We start from the raw sequence: 25,729 nt of genomic DNA on the forward strand, positions 1-25,729 counted from the left end.
TTACTAAATTAATATCAAACTGAAAATTTATAATTGATAAGTAGTCATTCTAAAATTGCTAGCCGCACTAGTGAAAGTGTAGATAGTATTAGAATATGTAATTCTAAAGTTTTCTTTCTTAACGTACAATCCTTTAGCATTTGTTAATTCATTATCTATTTCTTTCAAGAAATTATAATTTGCTGTTGTTGTATTCCAGCCATCATCAACTAAAATTATAGTTTTATTAACTGCATCTTCTTTTGTAGTTAACCAGTGAATAATTTGAGCTTTACCTCCATTAAATTGATATTGAATATATGTTCCATTTGGCACATTATTAAATACAATCTGAACTCTTGCAATAGATTGATTAGCTGGTAACGTAGTATTTACTTTATCTACAAGCGTTTTAAAGTAAGATGAATTTGTTGGTGCTGTATATAAATTTGCAGCAATGTAACCAAAAACCATTTGAGGTTTACCTTCAACTAAGCTTTTATAATCATCAGTTAAAACTAATGGTTTAGAGCTATATCTAATAGTTGCACTTACTCCATTTGCTCCAGTTGCCGTAAAACTTCCATCTGCACTATTATATACAAATTCAGTTAGTTTCTGACCTCCTACTTCTACAGCTGGGCTTACTATAATTCCTGTTGGAGTGTAAGCAATTCCCATATTATTTGTTGCAGTAGATCCTGGCTCAATAGAATTTGCCGTAGAAAATCTTGACCTAGTTGTAAATGTAAAATCATATTGGTGCACTGTTTTACCGTCGTTCGTTTCAAATAGTCTAAACAATGGTCTTGTATTTGCTCCAACAACATTAGCAATCATATCAATGTTTTTAGGAAGATCTGTCCAGTCCTGAGCCGTAGCTTTTACAAAACGAATTTCTTTTGAAGTGCTGTCACCAGCTGTTCTGTTTGCTTTGAAAATAAGTTGGCCGTTTTCTTCTCCATAATATAAGAATTGAAAATCTCCTAAATATCCTTTACCAAGTAAAGCAGGCGTTGGATTAGATGCCGGACTTGAATCTGATAGTAAATGGATTCTATTTTTGGTTGTAAAAACCAAACTTACTGTACTTCCTAACTGAATATCATATTCACTTGTAAATTTTGAAGTCGTTGTAGCATCAAAATCAGATGCCATTTCAACTTTACCATCGGCTGTGAATTTAAATAAATGGGTAAATCCCCCTAATTGTTTATCATCTGTAAAATAAACTGCTTTCCAACCTTCAGGAGAAGAAAGCAGAGCTTGCTGTAACTCGCTTTTTTGCATATTTAAACGCTCTGTAGGAGTTTTGTCAAACTTTTGTTCTACTTCGGTACTTGTACAAGCTGTAAGCTGAACAACAAGTGATGCAACAACTAAATACTTGAATATATTTTTTATTTTCATAATATCTTTTTTAAAGTTTTATAATTGTTGAATATTAATTATTAATTACATAAGTAGTATTCTTTTCAGCTTCGTCTCTTAAAGCATAAAAGTCAATATTGAAAGTGTCTTTAAAGTACTGCACCACAATTGCTTCTTTTTTCTGAATATCTGCTCTTGCTTTTGCACTAGAAATTCCAGCCAAAATTGCCGCATATTCCGCTTTAGTGCTGATCAAGATAATTGAAGCTGTTTCTGCAAAATCTTCGACAATGTTTGATCTTGCGTAACTAGATATAAAACCTAATTCTCGTGAAGCTGTAGTTGTTTCAAGATGCCAAGTTGCTGTATATCCAGAAGGTGTAATTTTTCCCCAAGCTTGCTCATCAAATGGTTTTGTTTGGTTTAAAATATGAACATACTCATGTTGGATTGTGTGGATAAATTCTGCTACTACAGCTCGGTTTGTTTTAACCAGGTTGTCTACTTCAAAAAGCGTGATTCTTTGTCCTCCTTCAGCTATACCAAGTGTTCTTGTACCGTTTGAGTTTGAATTTACACCTCCTACTAAAACAATTTCTCTAGGAGCAATTTTCTTAACGAAATCTGGTCCAGCAATAGTTGCGTAACTCTGAAGCCAAATCTGTTTTACAATTTCTAATGCTGGTTGTACTTTAGCTACAGTTGGAGGAAACAAAAACCTTGTATTATCAACTGTATTTTGATTCCATTTGTATTGCGCATTAATATTATAAGGAACAAGATAATTAGCATCAATCCATTTATCTAAATCTGTTCTTGTAGGTTGGTTGTAATCTAATTGACTTTCTGTAGGCTGATCTTCATGCGCACAAGCAGCTAAAGCCAAAACGCTAACAAAAACCGCTATTTTTTTATATTTATTTAATAATTTCATAATACTTTTTGGTTTAGTTTTATCTAGGATTTTTCTCTACTCCGTTACTTGATGCGCTAAGAGGGATTTGAATTGCTCTGCGTTTGTCATCTTTCTCTAAGACATTTGTTGGTTTATTAAATGTTTCATGTTTTACCACAATGTTGAAACGTTTAACATCAAAGTATCTAATTCCTTCATGAATAAAATCTCTTCTTCTTGCTTCTGCAATAGCTTTTATGTAAGAAGTCTGCAATGGAGTAATCTCATAAAATGGCGTGTACTCATCTGCTACAACTGGATATTTAGCTACAACTTTTGCTTCTGTTAAAAAATCAGTTGTCGGATTGTATCCAGAGGTTCTTGTTCCTAGAAAATACCCCAATTCGGTATTTGCTTCAGCAATTCTATTTTTCATTACAAGAGCTTCAATTCTGTTTAAGTAGAATTCATCATAAGATAAAGCAACCGTTCCCAAATATGGCTCTCCAATGTTTGCTGTCAAATTGGTGTATTTAAAATATTCTTTAAATTTTGGTGAGAAAACCGTCATACTACTATTGTATGAATAGGTTTTGTAAAGCCAAGATTTTCCATAAATATTGGTTGTCGCCCCCATGATATCTGGACTTTGAACTCCTGTCAAATAGAACCTATTACGGCTTGAAGCTCTTGTATAGATTGAATAAGAAGAGATTACCAGTAAGTTGGCAGGTTCTCCAGCTTTTGCATATTCAATAAATTGAACGTTTGGATCTAAGGCTGTAAATGTTAGGTAATTTCTCAATTTCCCAACTGGTTTAGATCCTAATCCTTCAGAAACCTGAAGAACTTTATCCCAATCTCCTTTTATTAAGTAGAAGCGACTTGCAAATGCATTTGCTGCCTCTTTTGTAAAATGAAATTTAGGCTCAGAATAGTTATTACCAACTAATTTCAGTCCCTCTTCTAGATCTTTTTGTATAAAATCAAAAACTTCTTTAACTGTATTTCTAGTATACTTTTTAATTAACACTTCTTCTGGTTCAGTAACATAAGGAATTCCTAAATCTTTATCAGCTGTAGCTGGATTATATCTCTGAGACCAAAAAGAAACAAGCATAAAGTGTGAATAAGCTCTAGCTAATAATGCTTCTCCTTTCTGAGAGTTTAAGTTAGAAGTATTTCCTAATTCATTAATCGCTTGCAATGCTTTATTTGCATGAGCAATAGCGCGGTAACATGCATCCCAATAATTTGCTTGAGTATCAACATTTGTCTCATTGTTCATTTCCCAATTATAATTTTGCTCGTTTTTAGGAAGAGTTTCTGCCAACTGTCCGTCGCCTACGTTATCAGTCATTGTCTCAGCAAAATCCATATACGTTCCACCAATTGGATATGCATTAACCAATAATTCAGAAATTTTCTCAGGGGTATCTATCTGTGTTCTATTATCTGGTGTTTCCGAAAGGAACTCATCACAGCTACTTAATGAAGCCAGTAATAATATTGAAAGTACTATTTTTATATTTTTCATAATTAGGTTAATTATAATGAAACATTTAAGGTGAATGTATACTGAGAAGTGATAGGAAACGCAACTCCTCCTGTATTACGGAACTCAGGATCCTGACCATTTAATTTCTTGTCAGAATAAATCAACCAAGGATTGACAGCAGAACCTTTCAAAGTAAAAGTGCTAACACCTATTTTTCTCTTAAAATCTTTTGGAAATTCCCAACTTAAAGAAATATTTTTCAGTCTCACAAAATCACCATCAGCGATTCTCACGTCCGAATAATTGTATGTGTTATAAGCTCTTTGAAGCATATTTTGTCCACCATAATCTGTTATTAATCTCTTATCTGCAATTACAGGTACATTTGTGTAGTTTTCGTCCCCCGGATTAATCCAACGATTTGTAAAATCTTTTGTAAACACCGTTAAATCATCATATTGGCTATCGTAAACTGGGTTCAAACGTACTTTATTTCCTCCTGAACCAACAATGAAAACATATAATGACCAGTTTTTATAAGTAAATGTATTTGCTAAACCAATCGATTTGTTTGGTTCGATAGATCCTTCATATTTCAGATAGTCTGTTACATTATCATTATCTTGAAAATTAGCTCCTGTAATTTTATCGGTTTCACCTGGAGCCATAACGAATGTTGGCAATCCTTGATGATTTAAACCTGTAAATTGATACGAATAGATCGAGTTTCTTGGATGTCCAATTGCATTTCCTCCATTACCATCAACTAAATCAAATACTGTTGGTTTATTTTCCAATTTTGTAATTTCTTGTTTGAAAACTGAGAAATTAAGTGTTGTAGACCATTTAAAATCACGGCCTGTAAAATTTTGGGTTGTTATACCAAGTTCAACACCTTTCGTTTCCATATTTGCATTATTACCTTGTTTAATTTTTTGTCCGCCAATACCAGAGGTAACCACAAAATCAACTAAATCAAATGCTTTACGACGATAAACATCAGTTACTAATTGGACTCTGTTATTGAACATACCTAAATCAAGTCCAATATTTGTTTCAAATTGTTTTTCCCAAGTCAAATCGCTATTCTGCAACTGATCAATTTGAATTCCGGTTTCTCTGTCGTCAAGATTTAAGCGATCTGAAATATAACTTTTATAAATTGCCAAAGAGTTTGTAGCAGGACCAGCTGTAGCTGTTAAACCATAAGAAGCTCGCAATGCTAAATTATTAATAGATTTAGCATTTTTCATAAAGTTTTCTTCAGTTACATTCCATTTACCACTAAAAGTGTAAGTCGGAAGCCAGCTACTAGAAGAGCTACTATCTCCTTGTCTATTAGAACCATCGTAACGGCCTGTAACCGAACCAGTATAACGACGGTTATAAGTATATCCTACTTTCCCAAAGAAACCTACAGTTCGCTCTCTTTCTGTATTAAATCCATAATAAGAATTTCCTTCATTAATGATTTTCTCAATTAATCTAGGATCGGTAAAAGCTGTAAGTCCTCTATCATATTGAAGACCTGCTGCCGTAAAATTATCACTATTTCTATCTACAGAACGCAATTCTGTACCAAAGAAACCTTCCAATTCGTGTTTTTCTGCAAAAATATTTCTATACGTAACACTATTTCTAAGGTTATAAGAAGTCATATCGTTTGTAAATTTTCGTAAGAACCCACCATTTGGCAATACAGAAACAGCTGGAGCTGTTAAGTCATTTGGATCTTTATATAAAAAGATATTTTGATCTCTCACAATAGTAGTTTCCATTGCATTGTAAGCACCAACAACATTAGATCCTTCTAAAATTTTATGCTCTCTACTTGTGTTCGCATAACGGGCAGATCCTGTTAAGTTATAAGTAAAATGCGGAGAAATTTTATATTCTAGATCCAATTGGAAACGAATATCTTTTACATCGATATCTAAATAGTTAGTTTTTAATTCATTGATAATATTCATTGGTGCCCAGTTATTTCTGTAGTACTCTAAGTTTCCATTTTCGTCGTACGGTCTTAAAGTTCTGCTCGTATTTAATACGTAACTAAAAGGGTTAATATCAAAATCTCTTGTAACTTTACCAAAAACTTGGTCTTTCTGGCTTTCGTAAGTACCAGGAGCACCTTGCTGTCTAATAGAAGCTAAAGTTGACAAAGTTAAGTTCAACCTATCATTGATATAAAAAGTCCCTTTAATGTTAGAAGACAATTGTTTTACATTATCAGCAATAGTCCATCCTGGATCTGTATAATATCCCAAAGAAGCATAAAATGTATTGTTTTTTCCTCCACCAGAGAAACTTAAAGAATGATTTTGAGTAATAGCAGGTCTAAACAATACTTTAAACCAATCTGTATTTGCTAGTTCATATTTTCTTAAAAAATTATTACGACTAACAGGGTCATTATTTACTAAATAGCCACCTGTTTCTGGCACGTAAGTATTGATAGCTCTTCCAAGAATATTATAAACACCACCATATCTTCCTTGAACGGTAGATGGCAAATCTAAAAATCCTTTAGATTCCATTTCTTTAAAAATACTCATAGATTCTTGAGAATTTAGAATGTCATATTGTGTATAACTAGGCACTGTTCTTACTGTCTGCTCTAAGCCATAGCTAACTTTTAGCGGAGAATCTCTACGTCCTTGTTTTGTTGTAACAACAACAACACCGTTTAATGATCTTGAACCATAAATAGAAGTAGCAGAAGCATCTTTAAGAATCTCAACGCTTTGAATGTCGTTTGCATTTAAACCTGCAACAGAAGAACTCAATAAAGTTTCTGAATTTCCAGATGCTAAATCAGCAAATGTAATATTGATAATATCTTCCTGAACAACTCCATCGATAACCCATAAAGGTTTTGTATCTCCAAAGATTGAAGAAGATCCACGAACTGTAATCTTAGGAGCTGTACCAAACGTACCTGTAACGTTTTGTACCGTAACCCCAGCAGCTTTTCCTTCAATCATTCTGCTCACATCCACAACCCCATCTACTTTTAACTCAGCTCCAGAAATTTTACTAATAGCTCCTGTAAATGTTCTTTTTGAAGTTTTTTCATATCCAGTTGTAACTACAACTTCTTTAAGATTTTGTCCTGCTTCTGTTAAAACTACAGTTGGTGTAGGATTATTAATTCCAATTTCTTTTGTCTCCATACCTACGTAAGAAATAACCAAACGGTCAACGTTAGCAGGCATTTCAATAGAAAAGTTTCCATCAAAATCTGTTAATACAGCTGTTTTTGTTCCTTTTGCCATAACAGTAGCTCCCGGCAGTGGAGTCCCACTTTGATCCGTAACTTTTCCTTTGATAATCGGTCCAAAAGTCAAAATTTCGAACAAAGAATCGTGATTATTTGCATTAGAAAAAGAACCAGAACTTTTTTGAAGCACTATCTGATTGCTTACTTCAGAAAAAGTAATATTAAATGGAACCAATACTCTGCTCAAAATACTAGACAGAGTTTCCTGGTTAGCTTCTATGCTAACCTTCTCTCCTAGCTGAGGAAGTCTTGAATTATAAGAAAATTTTACATGAGCAGACTTTTCGATTTTCGATAAAGCATTGTCTAAAGTTAGGTTCTCAACTGTAATAGTTACTTTAGTGTCTAATTTTTTCTGCCCATTTACATTATTTGCGAGAGTAACGCTTGAAAACACAAGCGCTAACACAAACTGAAACAGCGTTATTTTCATGATTTGGTGAAGTAATCGTTGCTTGACAACAGGTTTTTTCATAATTTTGGTTTGTTTTGATTAATACTATTCGAGTGTATTTTAAGAAACATCATAAATTACCCTTTACAGAGAGTGATTTATTCAGATTTAAGTGTCGATAATGTTACAGCATTCTCGGCACTTTTTTTTATGTATTTGTTTTTTACATAGGCAGTTATAAATTATTTTTTTAGTTTTTTAATTAGTTTAACTTGAGATTTTAATTAATGTAATTACGAATTCTAGTTACAGCCAGAAGTCGTAATTACAATTTGATTTCCATTCATTTCATAATTCGTATCGTTTCCAATACTTGTACAGATAATTTTTAGCTTTTCTGCCAATGGCTGGTCACTTAAAGAAGTTGTTAATCGGCAGTCTTTCAATTTATCATGAGGAAAATCGATATCTACCAAATAAGCTTGCTCAATAGTTTCGAGAATTTGCGCTACAGGAATATCAGTAAATTCAAAACTTAATTGTTCAATATTTCGAACACTATTCACTAAAATCGGATCTGCCGTAATATTAGTTATTTTATTAAAAACCAAATCCTTACGAACAAAACGCAATGCCTGATTAGGAAGCAAGACAATTTCTTTGTCTTCTCCCACGTGGACCAAATCATTAGACTTTACCTTAACTTTACCGGTGCGAACAAGAACTTCAACATTTTGCTGATCTGGATAAGCCTTTATTCTAAAGCTTGTTCCAACAACTCGAGTTACAATCTCGTTGGCATAAACAAAAAAAGGCTTTTTAGGATTTTTACTAATTTCAAAGAAACCTTCGCCGGATAAATACACCTTTCTTTCGTTTCCGGTAAAGATTTTAGGGTAACTTAATTTACTATTGGGCTGTAATAAGACCGAACTTCCATCAGACAAAGTAATTATCTGTGATTTTTCAGAATTGTTGGTTTGTTCTACCAAACCTTCGTCATTATCCTGAACCAGTTCATTGTAAGTAACTACATTATCAGCAGTTATGATATTATTTGTAAAAAACCATACAGAAAAGAGACCTACTAAAACAGCTGCGGCAATACCACCGATCCAGTATCTCTGTATTTTTAGTTTTTTAATTCTTGAAGTTTCTTGCGAAAGTTTTTCTGTTTGTTCAATTCTATGCCAAGTTTTCTGTAAGGCTTCATGAACTTCGTTTGAAGATAATTTAGATTCTGGAACTCGCATAGCTAAGAGCACTAGTCTCGCATCTTCGACAAGTTTAGCTCTTTGCAGATTTTCCAGAGTCCATTCTTCCCAGCCTTGCTCATCAACTTTAGACAGGATCCATAATTGAAAAGATTCATCAGCTAAAAAGTCTTCTATTTCGATATAATTGTTACGTTTTTGCATCTTATTATTAAGGTTACAAAAACATAGAGGACACTTTTTTTATTATATACTCACCTATTTAAGATTTTTTTTTAATTTTTTCTTAATTTTTTAAAAAACCCCTGAAGATATGAGGACTAGAAGCGGAATACTGCCTTTCCATTCTTTACGAAGACTTAGCAAACCGCGATGCAAAAGATTACTTGCTGACTGGTAATTCACATCTAGTAAATCAGCTATTTGTTCTACAGTCAAGCCTTGATGATAGCGTAAATACAATGCTTCCTTCTGACGGCCTGGAAGATCATTTAATAATTTATTTAAAAGCAGAACACGTTCGGCCGTTACTTCATCTTCAACCAAATCATTTTCTATGGAAAAATCAAAAAGAAATTCTAAAACATCGGTAGAGGTTGTTTTTCTAAAAACATGATCTCTCTCATGCAAACGTGCAATTCTCTTTCTAACACTAGAAAGCAAATATGCTTTAACAATAACATTATCTTGAAGAGAGTCGCGATAAAGCCAAATATCAGCAAAAACATCTTGAATACAATCTTGCACTTTTTCTTCATACGGACAAAGCGAATTACCGTAATTGATTAAGTCTCTATAGTATTTTTCAAAAAGTAAAGAGAAGGATTTCTCGTTACCATTTTTCAAATTATTCCACAGAATAAAGTCGTCTAAAACCTTGTTTTTTAAAATTTGGCTCATACAAAAAAAACTTTGGGGCGTAAAAATCAAATTATTTAAGAATGTTCTTAAGATCGATTAATTACATAAGATTAAAAATTTCTACTTCAAAGTGTGAGTCTTTTTTTGATTTAGAAAAACAAGCGTGAAACCAATTTAATTTAACAAAAATTAAACAAGTATTTTACATTTTCACGTCATTTTTGTACTACAAAAAGATTCAAGTTTTAACATTATTTTTTGTTTTTGTTTGATAAATATAGAAAAGCAAATAATTAAAACCCAATTATCCACTAAAAAAAGCTATTTTTTCTAAATTTGTCAGTATTTGCCCTTTATTTTTCGATTAAACTTAAATTTACGATAATTTAAATTTTAATTAACTAAATCGGATTAAGCTTATCTCTGTTTTCATCTTCAAGAAGACGTAAGCATCAATCTTACAAAAATGGATTTTTTAGATATATACTTATAGACGATTTCAAAAAGTGACATAAAAAAAGACCTAAACTTCAATTAGGTCTTTTTGAGCAGTTATAAAAATCGTTTATTAAATCTTAACAAACTTGATTATTGAATTTCCAATTTCTGTTTTAATTTGAAGAATGTAATTTCCTGATTGAAATTTAGAAATATCAATTTTAGAAATATCTTGGGCATTAGGAATGGTTAAAACTAACTGCCCCAAAAGATTATAAATGTTAATTCTCTGCATTTTAATTGAATCTTTAGATTGTATATTCAAAATATTCTGAGCAGGATTTGGATAAACTGAAAAATAAGACGAAAACTCAAAATCCTGTGTTCCTAAAGTTTTAAATGTTGAGGTTTCTTTATTTGTTAAAATTGGAAAATTATAATCAAAATAAATATTGGCTTCATTTTCAAAAGAATCGCCAACAGCTAAAGTGGGCAATGTTTTGATTTTAAAAGCGATATAACCATCATTATTTGCATCGTCAAAAGGAAGATTTATTTTTTCGAAGATAAATTCTACTTTATTTCCTTCTGAAATTTTAGTTATATAAGAATGGCTCGAACTAGTAGGAACTAAAGTCGAAACATCAAATTTCGAAGTGTTAATTATATCTTTAATTACAACATTTTCAGCATTATAAGTCCCTGTATTTTCAAAACGAATTAGATAGTGAACATATTGACCAATAAGTTCAGGTTTAATGACTTTTCCTTCTAAACAAGTTTTATCATTTGGATCATAAGAACCCACAACAGTTTGAGCAAGTTCAAAAGCATTATCTTCAGGCGTTTCATCAGTTTCTGTAGAATTAATGATAGCTTTATACTTCAATACATCTTCAATATTTACTGCTGGAGTTTCAACAGGAGAATTCGCATTTAAAATTAAATCAATTTCTCTGCTTTCAAAAGGTTTTAGATTTGAAAAATTCCAAACTAATTTATCAGAGCTTTGATTAGAAACTACAGAGTTTGAAGAAACAAAATCCAAAATCGAATCATCAAAATTAAGACTTACTGTTCCTTCCTGAAGTGTATTTCCTTTGTTCTTGTAAACTAATTTATAATTGGAATCAAAACCTGGTCTAGCGCCATCAATTGGCAATATTGAAATTTCTAAATCATTATGAGAACCATTTGGAACAATACAAAAATCCTGACTCAAAGGACTTGTTTGTGTCGGAAAAACAATATTTACAGAAGCTGGCGAAATAGTGAAATAGTTTGTATTTTCAATAATCGGAACAATGTTATATAAACCTGCAGGAACTTTCATCGAATACTCCCCGTTAGAGTCTGAAGTAAAATTCTCTGATTTGCCGCCATTGACAATTGAAAATTTTAAGTGCGAAGCTCCAACATCAGCAGCATCACAACCGTTATTATTAATATCAATTTTACTTTTGCCTTGAAATGTATAATTTATTCCACCAGGCTCAAACGAACAATAATTTCCAGCTAAACAATTTTCATATTTATATGGTGCAATTTTTTCTGTAACGAGCGTTAAATCCAAATCATCATCACAGATATAGCGAAGATTAGGACAATTTGATAAATTAAGACCTCCATAGCCTAAGGAACTTAGCGCAGATTCTAAAAAGCTTAAATTTTCAGTAGCGCCATTTTTAATATTTAGAAACTCTAAATTTGGACAATCTGACACGTTAAAATCTTTTAAATTTTTCAAATTACTTATATCCAAAGATTTGATAAGTGTATGACCTATCCATAAAGCTTTTAAAAGTTTTAGATTGGACAAATCAATAGACTCCATTGGATTTGCTCCTCCATAACAATCTGTTATTTTCTTAGAATTAGAAAAATCAAGAGAGTTTATTTTATTATCCCAAAAATCAAGATATTGAAGATTTGGTAGTTTTGCAATATCTAAGCTAGGCAATAAATTTTGAGCACATCTAAAAAACCATAACAATGAAGAATTAGGAAGTTTTAATTCGGTAAGCTTATTTTTGTAACATACAAGCTCCATTAAAACAGAGCTATTCGAAACATCCAAAGTACTCAAAGCATTATCGTTACATTCAAATATCGCTAAATTTACTAAGTTAGTAACATTCAAAGAAGTTAATTTATTTTGTGCGCAAATTAGTGTTCTTATTTTATTTAAATCCGAGAGGGTCAGATCAGTAATTAAATTTGAAGAACATACTAATCTATCAAGTTTTTTTAAACTACTAACATCTAATACTTCGAGATTATTATTAGAGCAGTTAAGGTCAGTTAGATTAGAAAAGTTTCCTAATTGAGTCATCGATGAAATATTAGAATCTTTCACATCTAAGTAAGTTACATTTAGAGCTTCAGAAAGTTCTATTTCACCATTGTTATTGGAGTCAATTTTGAAATAGTTTGAATTTAGATCTTTCGCAATGGTATTAGTTGCATTTGCTAGAAGCAATTTTGCCTTAAAGTTGGCATCTGGAATATTAATTACTTGTGCATTTAATGAAGTAAAAAAGCACAAACCCAGTAACAGCAAGTAGTTCTTTATCATAGATTTAGTTTGTTTTTGGTTTTTAAATATATAAAACCAAAAATTAAAAACCTACAACTTAATAAAAAAAACCTTACTAATTACTCAGTAAGGTTTTTTGATAATTTTCAGATTTAAAGTTGCTTAGAAAGCTACATTCCATCTTGGCAATTTTCCATTTTCATCTAAGAAGTTTTGCAAAACCTGCCCTTCAACAGCAGTTGGAATTGCTTTTACATCTCCAGAAAAAGTTTCGTACCAAACTACTTCAAGCTCAGAAATGTTTTCTAATTTCATTTGAGCTGGCCAAGAATATTTCCTTCCTGTTTTAGCAAATTGATGTCCGTTTACGATTTTATCATAAAGTCCGCCGTTTTTACTTTTCAAAGTTCCGTCATTCTGAACCGTTCCTGTAGACCCCACCATAATAAGTTCTTTTTCATCTCCCTCAACAGCATAAACCGCAAAGATTCCTGCACTTCCTTCTGGCGCGTTGCAAGCTTCTTCTAAACTATCATTTACAGTAAAAGTAAAACTGTTTGTTGATTTAAATTTTTCTAATTCTTTGTACATATTTCTTTTTTAAGCTTCTAAGATACTGAGGTTCTAAGATGCTAAGATTTTTTTATTTACGCCTCAGCCTTTAAAATGTAAAAAAGTCTCAACAGGATAATTGAGACTTTTTTTGGAATTTGTTATTTTGAGACTTGAAGATTATCCAAGTACTTCTTTTACTTTTTTACCAATTTCAGCTGGTGAATCTACAACGTGAATTCCGTTGTCTCTCATGATTTGTTTTTTAGCAGCAGCTGTATCATCAGAACCACCAACAATAGCACCTGCGTGACCCATTGTTCTACCAGCAGGAGCAGTTTCTCCAGCGATAAATCCAATAACCGGTTTACGGTTACCATCAGCTTTTACCCATCTTGCAGCGTCAGCTTCTAATTGACCTCCAATTTCACCAATCATAATGATTGCTTCAGTTTCTGGATCGTTCATTAATAATTCAACAGCTTCTTTAGTTGTAGTTCCAATAATTGGATCTCCACCAATTCCGATAGCTGTTGTGATACCTAAACCTTGTTTTACAACTTGGTCAGCAGCTTCGTAAGTTAAAGTTCCTGATTTAGAAACAATACCAACTGTTCCTTTTTTGAAAACGAAACCTGGCATAATACCAACTTTAGCTTCACCTGGAGTAATTACACCTGGGCAGTTTGGACCAATTAATCTTGAATTTCTTTCTTTAACATAATTATTTGCTTTAATCATATCTGCTACAGGAATTCCTTCTGTAATAGCAATAATTACTTTAATTCCAGCATCAGCAGCTTCCATAATTGCATCAGCAGCAAAAGCTGGCGGAACAAAAATGATAGAAGTATCAGCACCAGCTTGATCAACAGCATCTTTTACTGTATTAAAAACTGGACGATCTAAATGGCTAGTACCACCTTTTCCTGGAGTAACACCTCCAACAACATTAGTACCGTACTCAATCATTTGAGAAGCGTGGAAAGTTCCTTCACTTCCTGTAAATCCCTGAACAATTATTTTGGAATCTTTATTAACTAAAACACTCATGATATATATTTTATGTAGTTTTTAAATTTGTGTTGCAAAAATAAGGTTTTGTAATGTATTTTGCCTCTTTTATTGTCAAAAAAATATTAAGAAAATTGACTCATTTGATAACCTTTATAAAGTTTATCATCTTTTATCTGCCAAATGGTTGCAAAATGTGCTAAAAGCATTTCTTCTCTAGGGTTCTCAATTGTTTTTACAAAATGAGAGTAACGCACTGATACTAAATCATCTTCGGATATAATATGGCTAATTCTAACCTTAGAGCGCACATAGGCGCGGCTAAGTTCATTTGCCATTTCGATTATAGAATCGTAATCCATTTGAATGAAACCTTTACTACTGTTCCATTCCAGTATAACATCAGGATGCAGATATGTTTTTAAAATTTCGCTATCAATTAAGGCATCTGACTTATAAAATTTCTGAACAAATTCTTTAATAGACATATTACTTCAATTTACTTAAAATTTCAGGAATCTTCTTGATATTGGCTAATTGTTTCAATTTCTCTCTTGACTCTTCAATTGGAGTGCCAAAATATGATTTTCCGCCTTCAACAGACTTAGTTACACCGGTCTGTCCCATAACCACAGCTTTTGCTCCAATGGTAATACCGCTCGTCGTACCAACTTGTCCCCATAAGGTAACTTCGTCTTCTATAATCACACAACCTGCAATACCTGTTTGTGAAGCAATCAGACATTTTTTTCCAATTACAGTATCATGCCCAACGTGAACCTGATTGTCAAGTTTTGTGCCTGCACCAATTGTCGTGTCGCCAGTAACGCCTTTGTCAATAGTGCATAAAGCGCCAATGCCAACGTTATCTTCAATAACAACTCTTCCACCAGAAATTAACTGATCGAAGCCTTCTGGACGTTTTTTATAATAAAAAGCATCTGCTCCTAAAATAGTTCCAGCATGTATAATTACATTATTTCCTATAACAGTATGATCGTAAATAGACACATTTGAATGTATCAGACAGTTTTTACCAATTTTTACATTATTTCCAACAAAAGAATTGGGCTGAATAATGGTTCCCTCTCCTATTTCTGCTGAAGGCGCAATGGCAACATTAGCAAACTGAAATGGTTTAAAATGTCTGGTAAGGATATTAAAATCTCTAAACGGATCATCAGAAATTAAAAGCGCTTTTCCTTCTGGGCATTCTACTTCTTTGTTTATCAGAACAATAGTAGCAGCCGACTGCAAAGCTTTGTCGTAATATTTTGGGTGGTCAACAAAAACAATATCTCCAGGCTCTACAACATGTATCTCGTTCATGCCTAAAACTTGAAAGTCTTTGTCTCCAATAAATTTGCAGTTAAGCAAATTGGCAATTTCTTGTAAAGAATGACTCTTTGGAAATTTCATATAGTATAATTAGAAAACTCGTAAATTAGAAAATGAGTCAATTAGAATGTGAATATACAAAATTATGCGGATTCACAAATTATCTAATTGACTCATTGTCAAATTATCTTAATTAAAAGAATTACTCTTTTACACGCTCCATGTAAGAACCTGAAGCTGTATCAATTTTAATTTTATCTCCTTCGTTAATGAACAAAGGAACGTTGATGTTAGCACCAGTTTCTACAGTAGCATTTTTTGTTGCATTTGTAGCTGTATTTCCTTTTACTCCTGGCTCTGCATAAGTAACTTCAAGAATTACAGAAGCTGGCATGTCTACTGATAATGGCAAATCTGTTTCTGTGTTAATCTGGACCATAACATTTGTTCCTTCTTTTAACAAATCTGGAGCATCCAAGATGTTTTTGTTTAAAGAAATTTGCTCGAATGTTTCAGCATTCATGAAATGAAACTCATCGCCTTCTGGATATAAGAATTGGAATGTATGCGTTTCAACGCGAATCACATCAATTTTATGACCTGCTGAAAAAGTATTATCTAATACTTTTCCTGAAGTTAAACTTTTCAATTTAGTTCTTACGAAAGCCGGACCTTTTCCAGGTTTTACGTGAAGAAATTCAATAATTTTATAGATATCGTGATTAAATTTAATGCACAATCCGTTTCTAATATCTGATGTAGATGCCATTTTTGTTTTTTATTTTAGATTTTAGAATGAAGATTTTAGATTCTTCGTACAGAATCAATCTTCATTTATATTAATTTATTTTAAATTTTATTTCACAGCTCAGAAATCTAAAATCAGAAATCTAAACTCTAAAATAATTAATAGTTCCCTGAGTAACCTTTCATAATTCCTCGAGACGAATTTCTAATAAAATCTAGAATTTCATCTCTTTCAGGAGTCGCTTCCATTTCAGCTTCAATAATACTTAAAGCTTGAGTTGTATTGTAATTCTTTTGGTATAAAATTCTGTAGATTTCCTGAATTTCTCTAATTTTTTCAGTTGTAAATCCTCTTCTTCTTAACCCAACAGAGTTAATTCCGACATAAGACAAAGGTTCTTTTGCTGCTTTTGTAAATGGCGGAACGTCTTTTCTTACCAAAGATCCACCAGAAATCATAGCGTGATCACCAATATGAATAAATTGATGAATAGCCGCTAAACCACCAATAACAGCATGGTTTCCAACAACTACGTGACCAGCTAAAGCAACACCATTTACGATAATTGCATTGTTTCCAATTTCACAGTCGTGTGCAATATGAGCATAAGCCATTACCAAGCAATTGTTTCCAATTACAGTTTGACCAGAAGCAATAGTTCCTCTATTTATAGTTACACATTCTCTAATTGTACAATTATCACCGATAATAGCAAGAGAATCTTCACCTCCGAATTTTAAATCTTGTGGCACTGCAGAAATTACAGCTCCTGGAAAAATATTACAATTTTTTCCAATTCGAGCTCCTTCCATAATAGTCACGTTTGAACCAATCCAAGTACCATCACCAATAACAACATTATTGTGAATTGTTGTAAATGGCTCTATTACAACATTTTTAGCGATTTTTGCGCCTGGATGAACATATGCTAATGGTTGATTCATCTGTATGTTTTATATTTTTAATTAAAATATTCTAAGTTTGAAGCAACAAACCTAAACAATAAATTTGATAATTTATTATTGTTTTCTTGCTATTTGTGCCATTAATTCTGCCTCCGTTACTAATTTACCATTTGCATAAGCATTTGCTTGCATATGGCAAATTCCTCTTCTGATAGGAGATATTAACTCACATTTGAAAATTAAAGTATCACCTGGCAATACTTTGTGTTTAAATTTAACATTGTCAATTTTCATGAAATATGTCAAATAATTTTCAGGATCTGGAACTGTGCTTAACACTAAAATTCCGCCTGTTTGTGCCATTGCTTCTACAATTAATACACCTGGCATAACTGGAGCTTCTGGAAAGTGACCTACGAAGAAATTCTCATTCATAGTAACATTTTTCAATCCTACTACATGACGATCAGACATTTCGATAATTCTGTCGATTAACAAGAATGGTGGTCTGTGAGGCAGCATAGACATGATTTTATGAATATCCATCAATGGTTCTTGATGCAAATCATAAGTTGGAACATGGTTTCTCTGCTCTATTTTGATAATTTTTGCCAATTTCTTTGCAAATTGAGTATTTACAAAGTGACCTGGTTTGTTTGCAATAATTTTTCCTTGGATACGAACTCCAATTAAAGATAAATCTCCAATTACATCAAGCAATTTGTGTCTTGCTGCTTCGTTTGGATAGTGTAAAGTCAAGTTATCTAAAACTCCGTTTGGTTTTACAGAAATTTCATCTTTACCAAACGCTTTCTTTAAATTTGCCATTGTAGACTCAGAGATTTCTTTATCTACATAAACAATTGCATTATTTAGATCTCCACCTTTAATAAGTCCGTGCTCTAACAAAGATTCTAATTCGTGAAGGAAACTAAATGTTCTAGAGCTTGCAATTTCAGCCTTAAAATCTGATAAACTTTTAAGAGTAGCATTTTGAGTACCTAAAACTTTAGTACCAAAATCTACCATAGTTGTAACCTGATATTCATCGCTAGGCATCACAAGGATTTCGCTTCCTGTAGCTTCATCTGTAAAAGAGATAACTTCTTTTACCACATAAACATTACGGCTTGCGTCTTGTTCTTCGATTCCTGCTTTTTCTATCGCTTCAACAAAATATTTTGATGAACCATCCATAATTGGAAGTTCAGAGGCATTCAATTCAATAATAACATTATCCAAATCACAGCCAACCACTGCAGCCAAAACGTGCTCTGGTGTTTGAATTTTTACACCAAGTTTCTCAAGATTTGTTCCTCTTTGAGTATTAACAACATAATTAGCATCAGCCTCAATGACTGGTTGACCTTGCAAATCTACTCTTACAAAAGTGAAACCATTATTAACGGGTGCAGGTTTAAAAGTCATTGTAACTTCTTTTCCAGTGTGTAAACCAACTCCTGTTAGCGAAATTTCATTTTTGATGGTCTTCTGTTTAACCATTATTTCCATTTTTTGGGTTTATTATTTGTTTTTTTAATTCTTCAACTTCAGCCACAATTTTCGGCAGATTCTTAAAATGGACATACGACTTATTAAAGTCGCCATATCCGAGTGCTGGAGATCCTTGTAAAACTTCGTCATCTTTAATATTGCGGGCTACACCAGATTGCGCTTGAAGCCTAACATTATTTCCTATAATTAAATGACCAGCAATACCAACTTGCCCTCCAATCATACAATTCTCGCCAATTTTTGTAGAACCTGCTACACCACTTTGAGCGGCTATCACAGTATTTTTTCCAATTTCTACATTATGAGCAATTTGAATTTGATTGTCTAATTTTACTCCTTTTCTTATAATTGTAGAACCAAGAGTTGCTCTATCTATAGTAGTATTGGCGCCGATATCTACGTTATCCTCGATAATAACATTTCCAATCTGAGGAACTTTACTATACTCGCCATCTTCATTTGGAGCAAAACCAAAACCATCCGCGCCAATAATAACACCAGAATGAACCGTGCAATTATTGCCTATTACAGTTTCAGAATAAATTTTAGCACCGGCAAAAATGAATACATTATCGCCAATAACAACATTATCACCAATAAAACTATTTGGATAAATCTTTACATTATTACCCAGAACTACATTCTGTCCGATATAACTAAAACTTCCTAAATATAGATTTTCTCCATATTTAGTTCCTTCAGACATAAATGACTGAGGCTCGATACCTGTTTTGTTTAATTTTACCTGATTATAAAAATGCAAAAGTTTAGAAAACGCTGCATAAGCATCTTCCACTTTTATAAGTGTAGTTGTAATTTCCTGTTCCGGAATAAAGCTATCATTAACAATTGTTACTGTCGCCTTTGTAGTATATATATAATTGATATACTTTGGGTTAGCCAAAAAAGTAAGCGATCCTTCGTCTCCTTCTTCGATTTTAGAAAGCTTAGAAACTTCTGCATTGGGATTCCCAACAACTTCTCCTTCTAAAATTCCTGCTATTTGTTCTGCTGTAAATTTCATCGCGACAAAAATATAAAAAATAGGTTTTAAATGTTAATTTTATATAAGTTGTTTTGGGAAACAGATGTAATATTTTGTCACCAATTTAGATAATGATTTCAAATTCAGCTGGTCAGAAGCTTCAACAACATCTTCAATTGTTTTATCTTTTTTCAAAATACGAATAGGTTCTGCTTCTTTACTGTAGGCTTGGTTTTTTATTTTCCCTCTAAAAATAAAATATCCTGCTTCCAACTGCGAAATATGATGTTTATTGGCAAATTGTTCTTTTAATGATTGAGATTCTTCCATAGAAACTTTCTCGGCACTCATTTTTATTTTAAGCAAATCTCTATTGATAATCATTTTACTCAAAGTGCTTAAAACAAAATCGTCTTGTCTCTGCCAAGCTTTTAAGGCACTAATAATATCAAAATCATCCAATTGCGAAAATAAATCTAATTTCTTAGCGTCAAAATCTTCAAGAGTAATTTTATTGTGCATAAAATATGAAAGCGGTTCACTGCAAGGAAGATCTAATCCTTTTAACACCAATTCTTTCGCCCTTTTTAAGACTTTCATCAAAATCAGTTCGGCAACCAAACTTGTTTTGTGCAAATAAGCCTGCCAGTACATTAATCTTCTCGAAAGCAGAAATTTCTCAACCGAATAAATTCCTTTTTCTTCAATTACCAAAACATCATCTTCTACATTCATCATCTGAATCAAACGTTCAGAATTTACATTTCCTTCAGCAACACCGGTATAAAAACTATCTCGTTTTAAGTAATCCATCCGATCCATATCCAACTGGCTTGAAATCAATTGCAACATGAATTTTCTATGATATTCTCCTTTAAACACTTGAATTGCCAAACTTAATCTTCCGCCAAATTCTTCATTTAGCTGATTCATAAATAATAGCGAAATAGCTTCATGGTGCACATCTTCTACAATACTTTTTTCCATGGCATGAGAAAATGGCCCATGTCCTATATCGTGCAGCAAAATAGCTATTAAAAGAGCATTTTCTTCTTCTTCAGAAATCACGACATCTTTAAAACGAAGTGTATCAATAGCTTTCTTCATCAAATGCATGCATCCTAATGCGTGATGAAAACGGGTATGATTGGCTCCTGGATATACCAAATATGATAATCCCATCTGTGAAATACGACGCAAACGCTGAAAATAAGGATGCTGTATTAAGTCATAAACCAGCTCGTTCGGAATCGTGATGAAGCCATATATTGGATCGTTGAATATTTTAAGTTTATTGATCTGAGTCACAGTCTCGTTATTTTTTGGTCAACAAATATAAGTAAATAAGTATAAAGAGTTTGGTGTTTTTTATTTAAAAATCGTACTCTAAATTACAATGATTATCAATAAAATACATTTAAAAATATTAAAATTCAAAACAAAATCATATCTAAACTTTGGTAATTTTATACTATTTTTAATACTTTTTAAGTTCTATAACTTTAAATTGCAGTAAAATTAAATTGATTTATGGATAAGATAAAAATACTTTGGGTCGACGATGAAATCGATCTTTTAAAGCCTCACATATTATTTCTAGAAAAAAAGAATTACGAAGTAACCACTTGCAATAACGGACTAGACGCGATTGCCTTATTTGAAGAAGATAATTTTGATATTGTTTTTCTAGACGAAAACATGCCTGGAATGAGCGGATTGGAAACGCTTTCTGAAATGAAAGAAAAAAAATCGGCTATTCCTATGATTATGATTACCAAAAGCGAGGAAGAATACATTATGGAAGAAGCCATTGGTTCTAAAATCGCCGACTATTTGATTAAGCCTGTAAATCCGAATCAAATTCTGTTGAGTTTGAAGAAAAATCTAGACGATTCGAGATTAATTACCGAAAAAACAACTTTAGATTATCAGAAAGAATTCCGAAAAATCTCGATGGAATTGGCAATGGTTAATTCTTATGAAGATTGGATTGAATTGTATAAAAAATTGCTTTTCTGGGAATTAAAACTAGAAGACATCAACGATACGGCGATGATCGAAATTCTAGAATCTCAGAAGGTTGAAGCTAATTCGCAATTCGGAAAATATATTGAAAGAAATTATGAAGATTGGTTTGCGCCAAAAGCTGACAAACCTATTCAGTCTAACACTTTGTTTAAAGAATTAGTCGTTCCTGAAATCAAAAAGAAAGACAAACCGATTCTTTTTGTGGTAATTGACAATCTTCGTTATGACCAATGGAAAGCATTTGAAGGCGTAATTTCAAATTACTACAAACTAGAAAAAGAAGTTCCGTACTACTCTATTCTTCCAACTGCTACACAATATGCTAGAAACGCTATTTTTTCTGGTTTAATGCCTTTAGAAATGGAAAAACAATATCCTGAATATTGGAAGAATGATGTCGAAGATGGCGGAAAAAACCTTTACGAAGCAGAATTCTTATCGGCACAATTAAAACGTTTAGGCTTAAATATTAAGGAAGATTATTTTAAAATCACAAATTATGCTGGCGGAAAAAAACTGGCAGAAAACTTCAAAGCATTAAAAGGAAACGACTTAGTAACGGTGGTTTACAACTTTGTTGATATGCTTTCTCACGCTAAAACCGAAATGGAAGTGGTAAAAGAATTAGCTTCAGATGACAAAGCGTATCGTTCTTTGACTTTAAGCTGGTTTAAAAATTCTCCTTTATTAGAAATCATTCAGCAGGCACAGCTTTTAGGTTTCAAATTAATTTTAACAACAGATCACGGAACAATAAATGTAAAAAATCCGTCGAAAGTTGTGGGAGATAAAAACACAAGTCTAAACTTACGCTACAAAACTGGACGCAGTTTAACTTACGAACAAAAAGATGTTTACGTAGTAAAAGAGCCCAAAACGATTGGTTTGCCTGCTATAAACATGAGCAGTTCGTTTATTTTTGCCAAAAATGACTTTTTCTTGGCTTATGTAAACAACTACAATCATTATGTGAGTTATTACAAAAACACTTACCAGCACGGTGGAATTTCATTAGAAGAAATGATCATTCCGTTTTTGGTTTTTAATCCGAAATAAAATATCGCTACAAATTTCACAAATTTTCACTAATTCATTTTAACCCAAAAAGTCTATTTTAATTCGTGAAAATTTGTGAAATTCGTGGCAAAAATAAAAACAGCAATGAATATCATTTTTTCATTAGACCAAATTCAAGAAGTTGCAGAGCAGATTATAGCTTCCAATCCTAAAAAAATCATTCTTTTTAATGGAGAAATGGGAGTTGGAAAAACCACTTTAATCAAACAATTATGCAAAAGTTTAGGAGTTCAGGATGCTACCAGCAGTCCGACTTTTTCTCTTGTAAATGAATACCAAACTTCTAATAACCAAACTGTTTACCACTTTGATTTCTACAGATTAAATAAAGAAACTGAAGCGCTAGATATGGGCGTTGATGATTATTTATATTCTGGAAATTGGTGCTTCATTGAATGGTCTGAAAAAATTGCAAGTTTAATTCCAGAAGAACATTCTACCATAAATATCGAATTGCTTTCTGATGGGAAAAGAGAATTAAAGTTAGTTTAAACCTAGCTAAATAGCTACAAAAAGAAAAATCCATCGTTGTCATTGGCATTTATTATGGTTTCTTAACTTTTTCACCTTGAGTATTAGCACAATTTTTACACTAATTTTAAAACTTTTTACGTAATTTGTACTCTTAATTTTTTGCGCTATCCATGTCAATCACGTTAACTCCATTTACAAAACAACAATTAATACCGCAGGAAGAAAAACTTGAGGTTGGTCGTTTTAAAAGAGAACTTTTTATAGGAATTCCTAAAGAAACTAGTTATCAAGAACGTCGTATCTGTCTTACGCCCGATGCAGTCAATTCCCTAACTTACGAAGGCCATCGTGTTATGATTGAGTCTGGAGCTGGCGAGAGTTCGAGTTATACGGATAAAGAATATGCAGATGCAGGAGCAGAAATTACAAAAGACACCAAAAGAGTTTTTGGTTGTCCGTTTCTACTAAAGGTAGAACCGCCAACATTGGCCGAAATTGAAATGATAAACCCAGAAACGGTTATTATTTCTGCTATTCAGCTAAAAACCAAAAAGAAATCATACTTCGAAGCACTAGCACAAAAAAAGATTACTGCTCTAGCTTTTGAATATATTAAAGACGAAGACGGGTCTTATCCTGCTGTAAAATCTTTAAGCGAAATTGCAGGAACAGCTTCGATACTTATTGCTGCTGAATTAATGATTACTGACGAATTCGGAAAAGGGCTATTATTTGGAAATATTACTGGGGTTCCTCCTACTGAAGTTGTAATTTTAGGAGCTGGAACTGTTGGGGAATTTGCCGCAAAAACCGCTATTGGACTAGGTGCAAACGTAAAAGTTTTTGACAACTCTATTACCAAATTACGTCGCCTTCAAAACAATTTAAACCAAAGAATTTTTACTTCAACTATACAGCAAAAGGGTTTATTAAAGGCTCTTAGACGTTGTGACGTTGCAATTGGTGCGATGCGCGGTAAAGAGCGTTGCCCGATTGTGGTAAACGAAACAATGGTCGAGCACATGAAAAAAGGTGCCGTAATTGTTGATGTAAGTATTGACATGGGAGGTTGTTTTGAAACTTCAGAAGTAACGACCCACGAAAAACCGACCTTCATAAAAAACAATGTTTTGCACTATTGTGTGCCAAATATACCTTCACGTTATTCCAAAACGGCCTCATTATCAATCAGTAATATCCTAACGCCTTATTTACATCAGATAGCCGAAGATGGTGGTATTGAAAGCGCAATTCGTTGTAACAAAGGACTGAAAAACGGAATTTATCTGTATCATGGAATCTTAACCAATAAAGCTATTGGCGACTGGTTTGATCTGCCAGATAACGACATTAATTTACTTGTATTTTAAGAGAACTTTAATGTACCTTTGCAAAAATTTTATTTCATGAAGTTCGTACATCGTTTTGCATATTACCTGATTGGTCTCGTTATGGGATGTTTTATTGTTTCAGGATTTTTTATCGGAAAAGATACCCGATGCAATTATTTCCCAAATGCCAGAGTTTTAAATAATCTTAGAACAAAACCATTTCAATATTCTCCAAAAGCTGTTCAGACTTTAAACGAAAAATGGGTTGATACTGCAGATGTCAAAAACACATTAACTTACGGAGATGTTGATTTTGAACAAAGTAATGTTCCTTTAAAAGGAGGAAAATTGTATATCATTGAAGGAAAAACAATAAAAAATCAAGAGATTATTCTAAAAGTAGTCAATTACGAAAACAAAGCTGTTTTAGAAGAAATCGTAAAAAAGTAATACAAATTAAATCTTTTGTTTCTCTCGCAGATTCAAAAGATTTTTTTTTGATTGAATATTTCTAGCAAAGTCACAAAGTCACAAAGTTTTTCCCTCTGTCACTTTGTAACTCTGTAACTTTGTCACTTATAAAGATTCACCACTCAATTTCTTTTAAACCTTTCGATTTCAAGAAATCATTTGTTTGGCTAAAAGGTTTATTTCCGAACCAGAATCCTCTATTGGCACTTAGAGGCGAAGGATGTCCTGATTTTAGAATATGATGTTTTGAAGCGTCAATCAAAGCGGCTTTCTTTTGGGCAAAACCTCCCCAAAGCAAAAAGACAACATTTTCTTTCTCCTCAGAAATTTTCTTAATAACTGCATCTGTAAATTTTTCCCAGCCTTTTCCTTGATGACTTCCAGCTTCAGATTGTCTAACGGTCAAAGTAGCGTTTAAAAGAAAAACACCTTGATCTGCCCAACGTTCTAGATTTCCAGTTTTCGGAAGCGGTTTTCCCAAATCGGTTTCAATTTCTTTAAAAATATTATATAAAGAAGGCGGAAAAGGAATTCCGTCATTTACAGAAAAACACAATCCATTTGCCTGATTTGGTCCGTGGTACGGATCTTGTCCAATAATCACCACTTTCACTTCATCAAAATGGCAATGGTCAAAAGCCGAAAAAATCTGACTCCCTTTCGGATAACAAACTTTTGTTGCGTATTCTGATTTTACAAATTCAATTAAATCTTTGAAATAGGATTTTTCGAATTCTTCATTCAAAACAGGTTTCCAAGAAGAATGCATTTTTACGTCCATAATTTTTTTTATGCGAATTTCAGAAATAAATACTACAAATCAAA

Annotated in this window: 21 protein-coding genes; 4 read left to right on the plus strand and 17 right to left on the minus strand. The window is 32.6% G+C overall.

The window, feature by feature from the left end; translation table 11 throughout:
- Positions 1 to 27: 27 nt before the first annotated feature.
- The 16 genes from J7574_RS11185 to J7574_RS11260 form a co-directional block, all read right to left on the minus strand.
- Positions 28 to 1,389, minus strand: coding sequence for a DUF4302 domain-containing protein (locus tag J7574_RS11185; RefSeq protein ID WP_290968153.1), 1,362 nt, complete (start codon positions 1,387 to 1,389; stop codon positions 28 to 30).
- A gap of 34 nt (positions 1,390 to 1,423) precedes the next feature.
- Positions 1,424 to 2,284, minus strand: coding sequence for a putative zinc-binding metallopeptidase (locus tag J7574_RS11190; RefSeq protein ID WP_290968155.1), 861 nt, complete (start codon positions 2,282 to 2,284; stop codon positions 1,424 to 1,426).
- A 19-nt stretch (positions 2,285 to 2,303) separates the two neighbouring features.
- Positions 2,304 to 3,782, minus strand: a complete 1,479-nt coding sequence (locus tag J7574_RS11195; protein ID WP_290968157.1) for a RagB/SusD family nutrient uptake outer membrane protein — start codon at positions 3,780 to 3,782, stop codon at positions 2,304 to 2,306.
- Positions 3,783 to 3,793: 11 nt separating this feature from the next.
- Complete coding sequence (locus J7574_RS11200) at positions 3,794 to 7,498, minus strand: SusC/RagA family TonB-linked outer membrane protein (RefSeq protein ID WP_290968159.1); 3,705 nt, start codon at positions 7,496 to 7,498, stop codon at positions 3,794 to 3,796.
- Positions 7,499 to 7,719: 221 nt separating this feature from the next.
- A complete protein-coding gene (locus J7574_RS11205; protein WP_290968161.1) occupies positions 7,720 to 8,835 on the minus strand; it encodes a FecR family protein in 1,116 nt (371 codons plus the stop codon).
- Positions 8,836 to 8,925: 90 nt separating this feature from the next.
- Positions 8,926 to 9,531 (minus strand): sigma-70 family RNA polymerase sigma factor, encoded by a 606-nt coding sequence (locus tag J7574_RS11210; protein ID WP_290968163.1) that lies wholly within the window; start codon positions 9,529 to 9,531, stop codon positions 8,926 to 8,928.
- Between the two features lie 529 nt (positions 9,532 to 10,060).
- Positions 10,061 to 12,505, minus strand: coding sequence for a T9SS type A sorting domain-containing protein (locus J7574_RS11215; RefSeq protein WP_290968165.1), 2,445 nt, complete (start codon positions 12,503 to 12,505; stop codon positions 10,061 to 10,063).
- 123 nt (positions 12,506 to 12,628) lie between these two features.
- Positions 12,629 to 13,057, minus strand: a complete 429-nt coding sequence (locus tag J7574_RS11220; protein WP_290968167.1) for a hypothetical protein — start codon at positions 13,055 to 13,057, stop codon at positions 12,629 to 12,631.
- Positions 13,058 to 13,198: 141 nt separating this feature from the next.
- Positions 13,199 to 14,071: a succinate--CoA ligase subunit alpha gene (gene sucD / locus J7574_RS11225; protein ID WP_057118027.1), complete on the minus strand. Its 873-nt coding sequence runs from the start codon at positions 14,069 to 14,071 to the stop codon at positions 13,199 to 13,201.
- Between the two features lie 86 nt (positions 14,072 to 14,157).
- The gene (locus J7574_RS11230; RefSeq protein ID WP_290968172.1) at positions 14,158 to 14,520 is read right to left on the minus strand and encodes a nuclear transport factor 2 family protein; all 363 of its coding nucleotides are present in this window, start codon (positions 14,518 to 14,520) and stop codon (positions 14,158 to 14,160) included.
- A gap of 1 nt (position 14,521) precedes the next feature.
- A complete protein-coding gene (locus tag J7574_RS11235; RefSeq protein WP_290968174.1) occupies positions 14,522 to 15,451 on the minus strand; it encodes a UDP-3-O-(3-hydroxymyristoyl)glucosamine N-acyltransferase in 930 nt (309 codons plus the stop codon).
- A 121-nt stretch (positions 15,452 to 15,572) separates the two neighbouring features.
- On the minus strand, positions 15,573 to 16,139 hold the full coding sequence (gene efp, locus J7574_RS11240) for an elongation factor P (protein ID WP_223705876.1): 567 nt from the start codon (positions 16,137 to 16,139) through the stop codon (positions 15,573 to 15,575).
- 137 nt (positions 16,140 to 16,276) lie between these two features.
- Positions 16,277 to 17,062, minus strand: coding sequence for an acyl-ACP--UDP-N-acetylglucosamine O-acyltransferase (lpxA, locus tag J7574_RS11245; RefSeq protein WP_091497682.1), 786 nt, complete (start codon positions 17,060 to 17,062; stop codon positions 16,277 to 16,279).
- Positions 17,063 to 17,137: 75 nt separating this feature from the next.
- Positions 17,138 to 18,526, minus strand: coding sequence for a bifunctional UDP-3-O-[3-hydroxymyristoyl] N-acetylglucosamine deacetylase/3-hydroxyacyl-ACP dehydratase (locus J7574_RS11250; RefSeq protein ID WP_290968176.1), 1,389 nt, complete (start codon positions 18,524 to 18,526; stop codon positions 17,138 to 17,140).
- Complete coding sequence (gene lpxD / locus J7574_RS11255) at positions 18,519 to 19,562, minus strand: UDP-3-O-(3-hydroxymyristoyl)glucosamine N-acyltransferase (protein ID WP_290968177.1); 1,044 nt, start codon at positions 19,560 to 19,562, stop codon at positions 18,519 to 18,521. Before lpxD ends, J7574_RS11250 begins: the two co-directional genes overlap by 8 nt.
- 39 nt (positions 19,563 to 19,601) lie before the next feature.
- Positions 19,602 to 20,831 carry an HD domain-containing protein gene (locus J7574_RS11260; RefSeq protein WP_290968178.1) on the minus strand — a complete coding sequence of 410 codons (1,230 nt, stop codon included), beginning with the start codon at positions 20,829 to 20,831 and terminating at the stop codon, positions 19,602 to 19,604.
- Positions 20,832 to 21,053: 222 nt separating this feature from the next.
- Between J7574_RS11260 and J7574_RS11265 the strand changes: the two genes are divergently transcribed.
- From J7574_RS11265 to J7574_RS11280, 4 genes are all read left to right on the plus strand, one after another.
- A complete protein-coding gene (locus J7574_RS11265; RefSeq protein WP_290968179.1) occupies positions 21,054 to 22,607 on the plus strand; it encodes a bifunctional response regulator/alkaline phosphatase family protein in 1,554 nt (517 codons plus the stop codon).
- A 105-nt stretch (positions 22,608 to 22,712) separates the two neighbouring features.
- A complete protein-coding gene (tsaE, locus tag J7574_RS11270) occupies positions 22,713 to 23,120 on the plus strand; it encodes a tRNA (adenosine(37)-N6)-threonylcarbamoyltransferase complex ATPase subunit type 1 TsaE (protein ID WP_290968180.1) in 408 nt (135 codons plus the stop codon).
- A gap of 152 nt (positions 23,121 to 23,272) precedes the next feature.
- Complete coding sequence (locus J7574_RS11275; RefSeq protein ID WP_290968181.1) at positions 23,273 to 24,472, plus strand: alanine dehydrogenase; 1,200 nt, start codon at positions 23,273 to 23,275, stop codon at positions 24,470 to 24,472.
- Between the two features lie 36 nt (positions 24,473 to 24,508).
- Positions 24,509 to 24,883: a DUF4258 domain-containing protein gene (locus J7574_RS11280; RefSeq protein WP_290968182.1), complete on the plus strand. Its 375-nt coding sequence runs from the start codon at positions 24,509 to 24,511 to the stop codon at positions 24,881 to 24,883.
- A 136-nt stretch (positions 24,884 to 25,019) separates the two neighbouring features.
- Here J7574_RS11280 and J7574_RS11285 read toward each other — a convergent pair whose 3' ends face one another.
- Positions 25,020 to 25,685, minus strand: a complete 666-nt coding sequence (locus J7574_RS11285; protein ID WP_290968183.1) for a uracil-DNA glycosylase — start codon at positions 25,683 to 25,685, stop codon at positions 25,020 to 25,022.
- Positions 25,686 to 25,729 lie beyond the last annotated feature (44 nt).

It is taken from the genome of Flavobacterium sp. (genome assembly GCF_017744675.1).
GTDB lineage: Bacteria > Bacteroidota > Bacteroidia > Flavobacteriales > Flavobacteriaceae > Flavobacterium.

What these genes read in the sequence shown, in the direction of transcription:
- J7574_RS11185 (WP_290968153.1), bottom strand. Translation starts at nt 1,389, where the DNA reads ATGAAAATAAAAAATATATTCAAGTATTTAGTTGTTGCATCACTTGTT.
- J7574_RS11190 (WP_290968155.1), bottom strand. Translation starts at nt 2,284, where the DNA reads ATGAAATTATTAAATAAATATAAAAAAATAGCGGTTTTTGTTAGCGTT.
- J7574_RS11195 (WP_290968157.1), bottom strand. Translation starts at nt 3,782, where the DNA reads ATGAAAAATATAAAAATAGTACTTTCAATATTATTACTGGCTTCATTA.
- J7574_RS11200 (WP_290968159.1), bottom strand. Translation starts at nt 7,498, where the DNA reads ATGAAAAAACCTGTTGTCAAGCAACGATTACTTCACCAAATCATGAAA.
- J7574_RS11205 (WP_290968161.1), bottom strand. Translation starts at nt 8,835, where the DNA reads ATGCAAAAACGTAACAATTATATCGAAATAGAAGACTTTTTAGCTGAT.
- J7574_RS11210 (WP_290968163.1), bottom strand. Translation starts at nt 9,531, where the DNA reads ATGAGCCAAATTTTAAAAAACAAGGTTTTAGACGACTTTATTCTGTGG.
- J7574_RS11215 (WP_290968165.1), bottom strand. Translation starts at nt 12,505, where the DNA reads ATGATAAAGAACTACTTGCTGTTACTGGGTTTGTGCTTTTTTACTTCA.
- J7574_RS11220 (WP_290968167.1), bottom strand. Translation starts at nt 13,057, where the DNA reads ATGTACAAAGAATTAGAAAAATTTAAATCAACAAACAGTTTTACTTTT.
- sucD (WP_057118027.1), bottom strand. Translation starts at nt 14,071, where the DNA reads ATGAGTGTTTTAGTTAATAAAGATTCCAAAATAATTGTTCAGGGATTT.
- J7574_RS11230 (WP_290968172.1), bottom strand. Translation starts at nt 14,520, where the DNA reads ATGTCTATTAAAGAATTTGTTCAGAAATTTTATAAGTCAGATGCCTTA.
- J7574_RS11235 (WP_290968174.1), bottom strand. Translation starts at nt 15,451, where the DNA reads ATGAAATTTCCAAAGAGTCATTCTTTACAAGAAATTGCCAATTTGCTT.
- efp (WP_223705876.1), bottom strand. Translation starts at nt 16,139, where the DNA reads ATGGCATCTACATCAGATATTAGAAACGGATTGTGCATTAAATTTAAT.
- lpxA (WP_091497682.1), bottom strand. Translation starts at nt 17,062, where the DNA reads ATGAATCAACCATTAGCATATGTTCATCCAGGCGCAAAAATCGCTAAA.
- J7574_RS11250 (WP_290968176.1), bottom strand. Translation starts at nt 18,526, where the DNA reads ATGGTTAAACAGAAGACCATCAAAAATGAAATTTCGCTAACAGGAGTT.
- lpxD (WP_290968177.1), bottom strand. Translation starts at nt 19,562, where the DNA reads ATGAAATTTACAGCAGAACAAATAGCAGGAATTTTAGAAGGAGAAGTT.
- J7574_RS11265 (WP_290968179.1), top strand. Translation starts at nt 21,054, where the DNA reads ATGGATAAGATAAAAATACTTTGGGTCGACGATGAAATCGATCTTTTA.
- tsaE (WP_290968180.1), top strand. Translation starts at nt 22,713, where the DNA reads ATGAATATCATTTTTTCATTAGACCAAATTCAAGAAGTTGCAGAGCAG.
- J7574_RS11275 (WP_290968181.1), top strand. Translation starts at nt 23,273, where the DNA reads ATGTCAATCACGTTAACTCCATTTACAAAACAACAATTAATACCGCAG.
- J7574_RS11280 (WP_290968182.1), top strand. Translation starts at nt 24,509, where the DNA reads ATGAAGTTCGTACATCGTTTTGCATATTACCTGATTGGTCTCGTTATG.
- J7574_RS11285 (WP_290968183.1), bottom strand. Translation starts at nt 25,685, where the DNA reads ATGGACGTAAAAATGCATTCTTCTTGGAAACCTGTTTTGAATGAAGAA.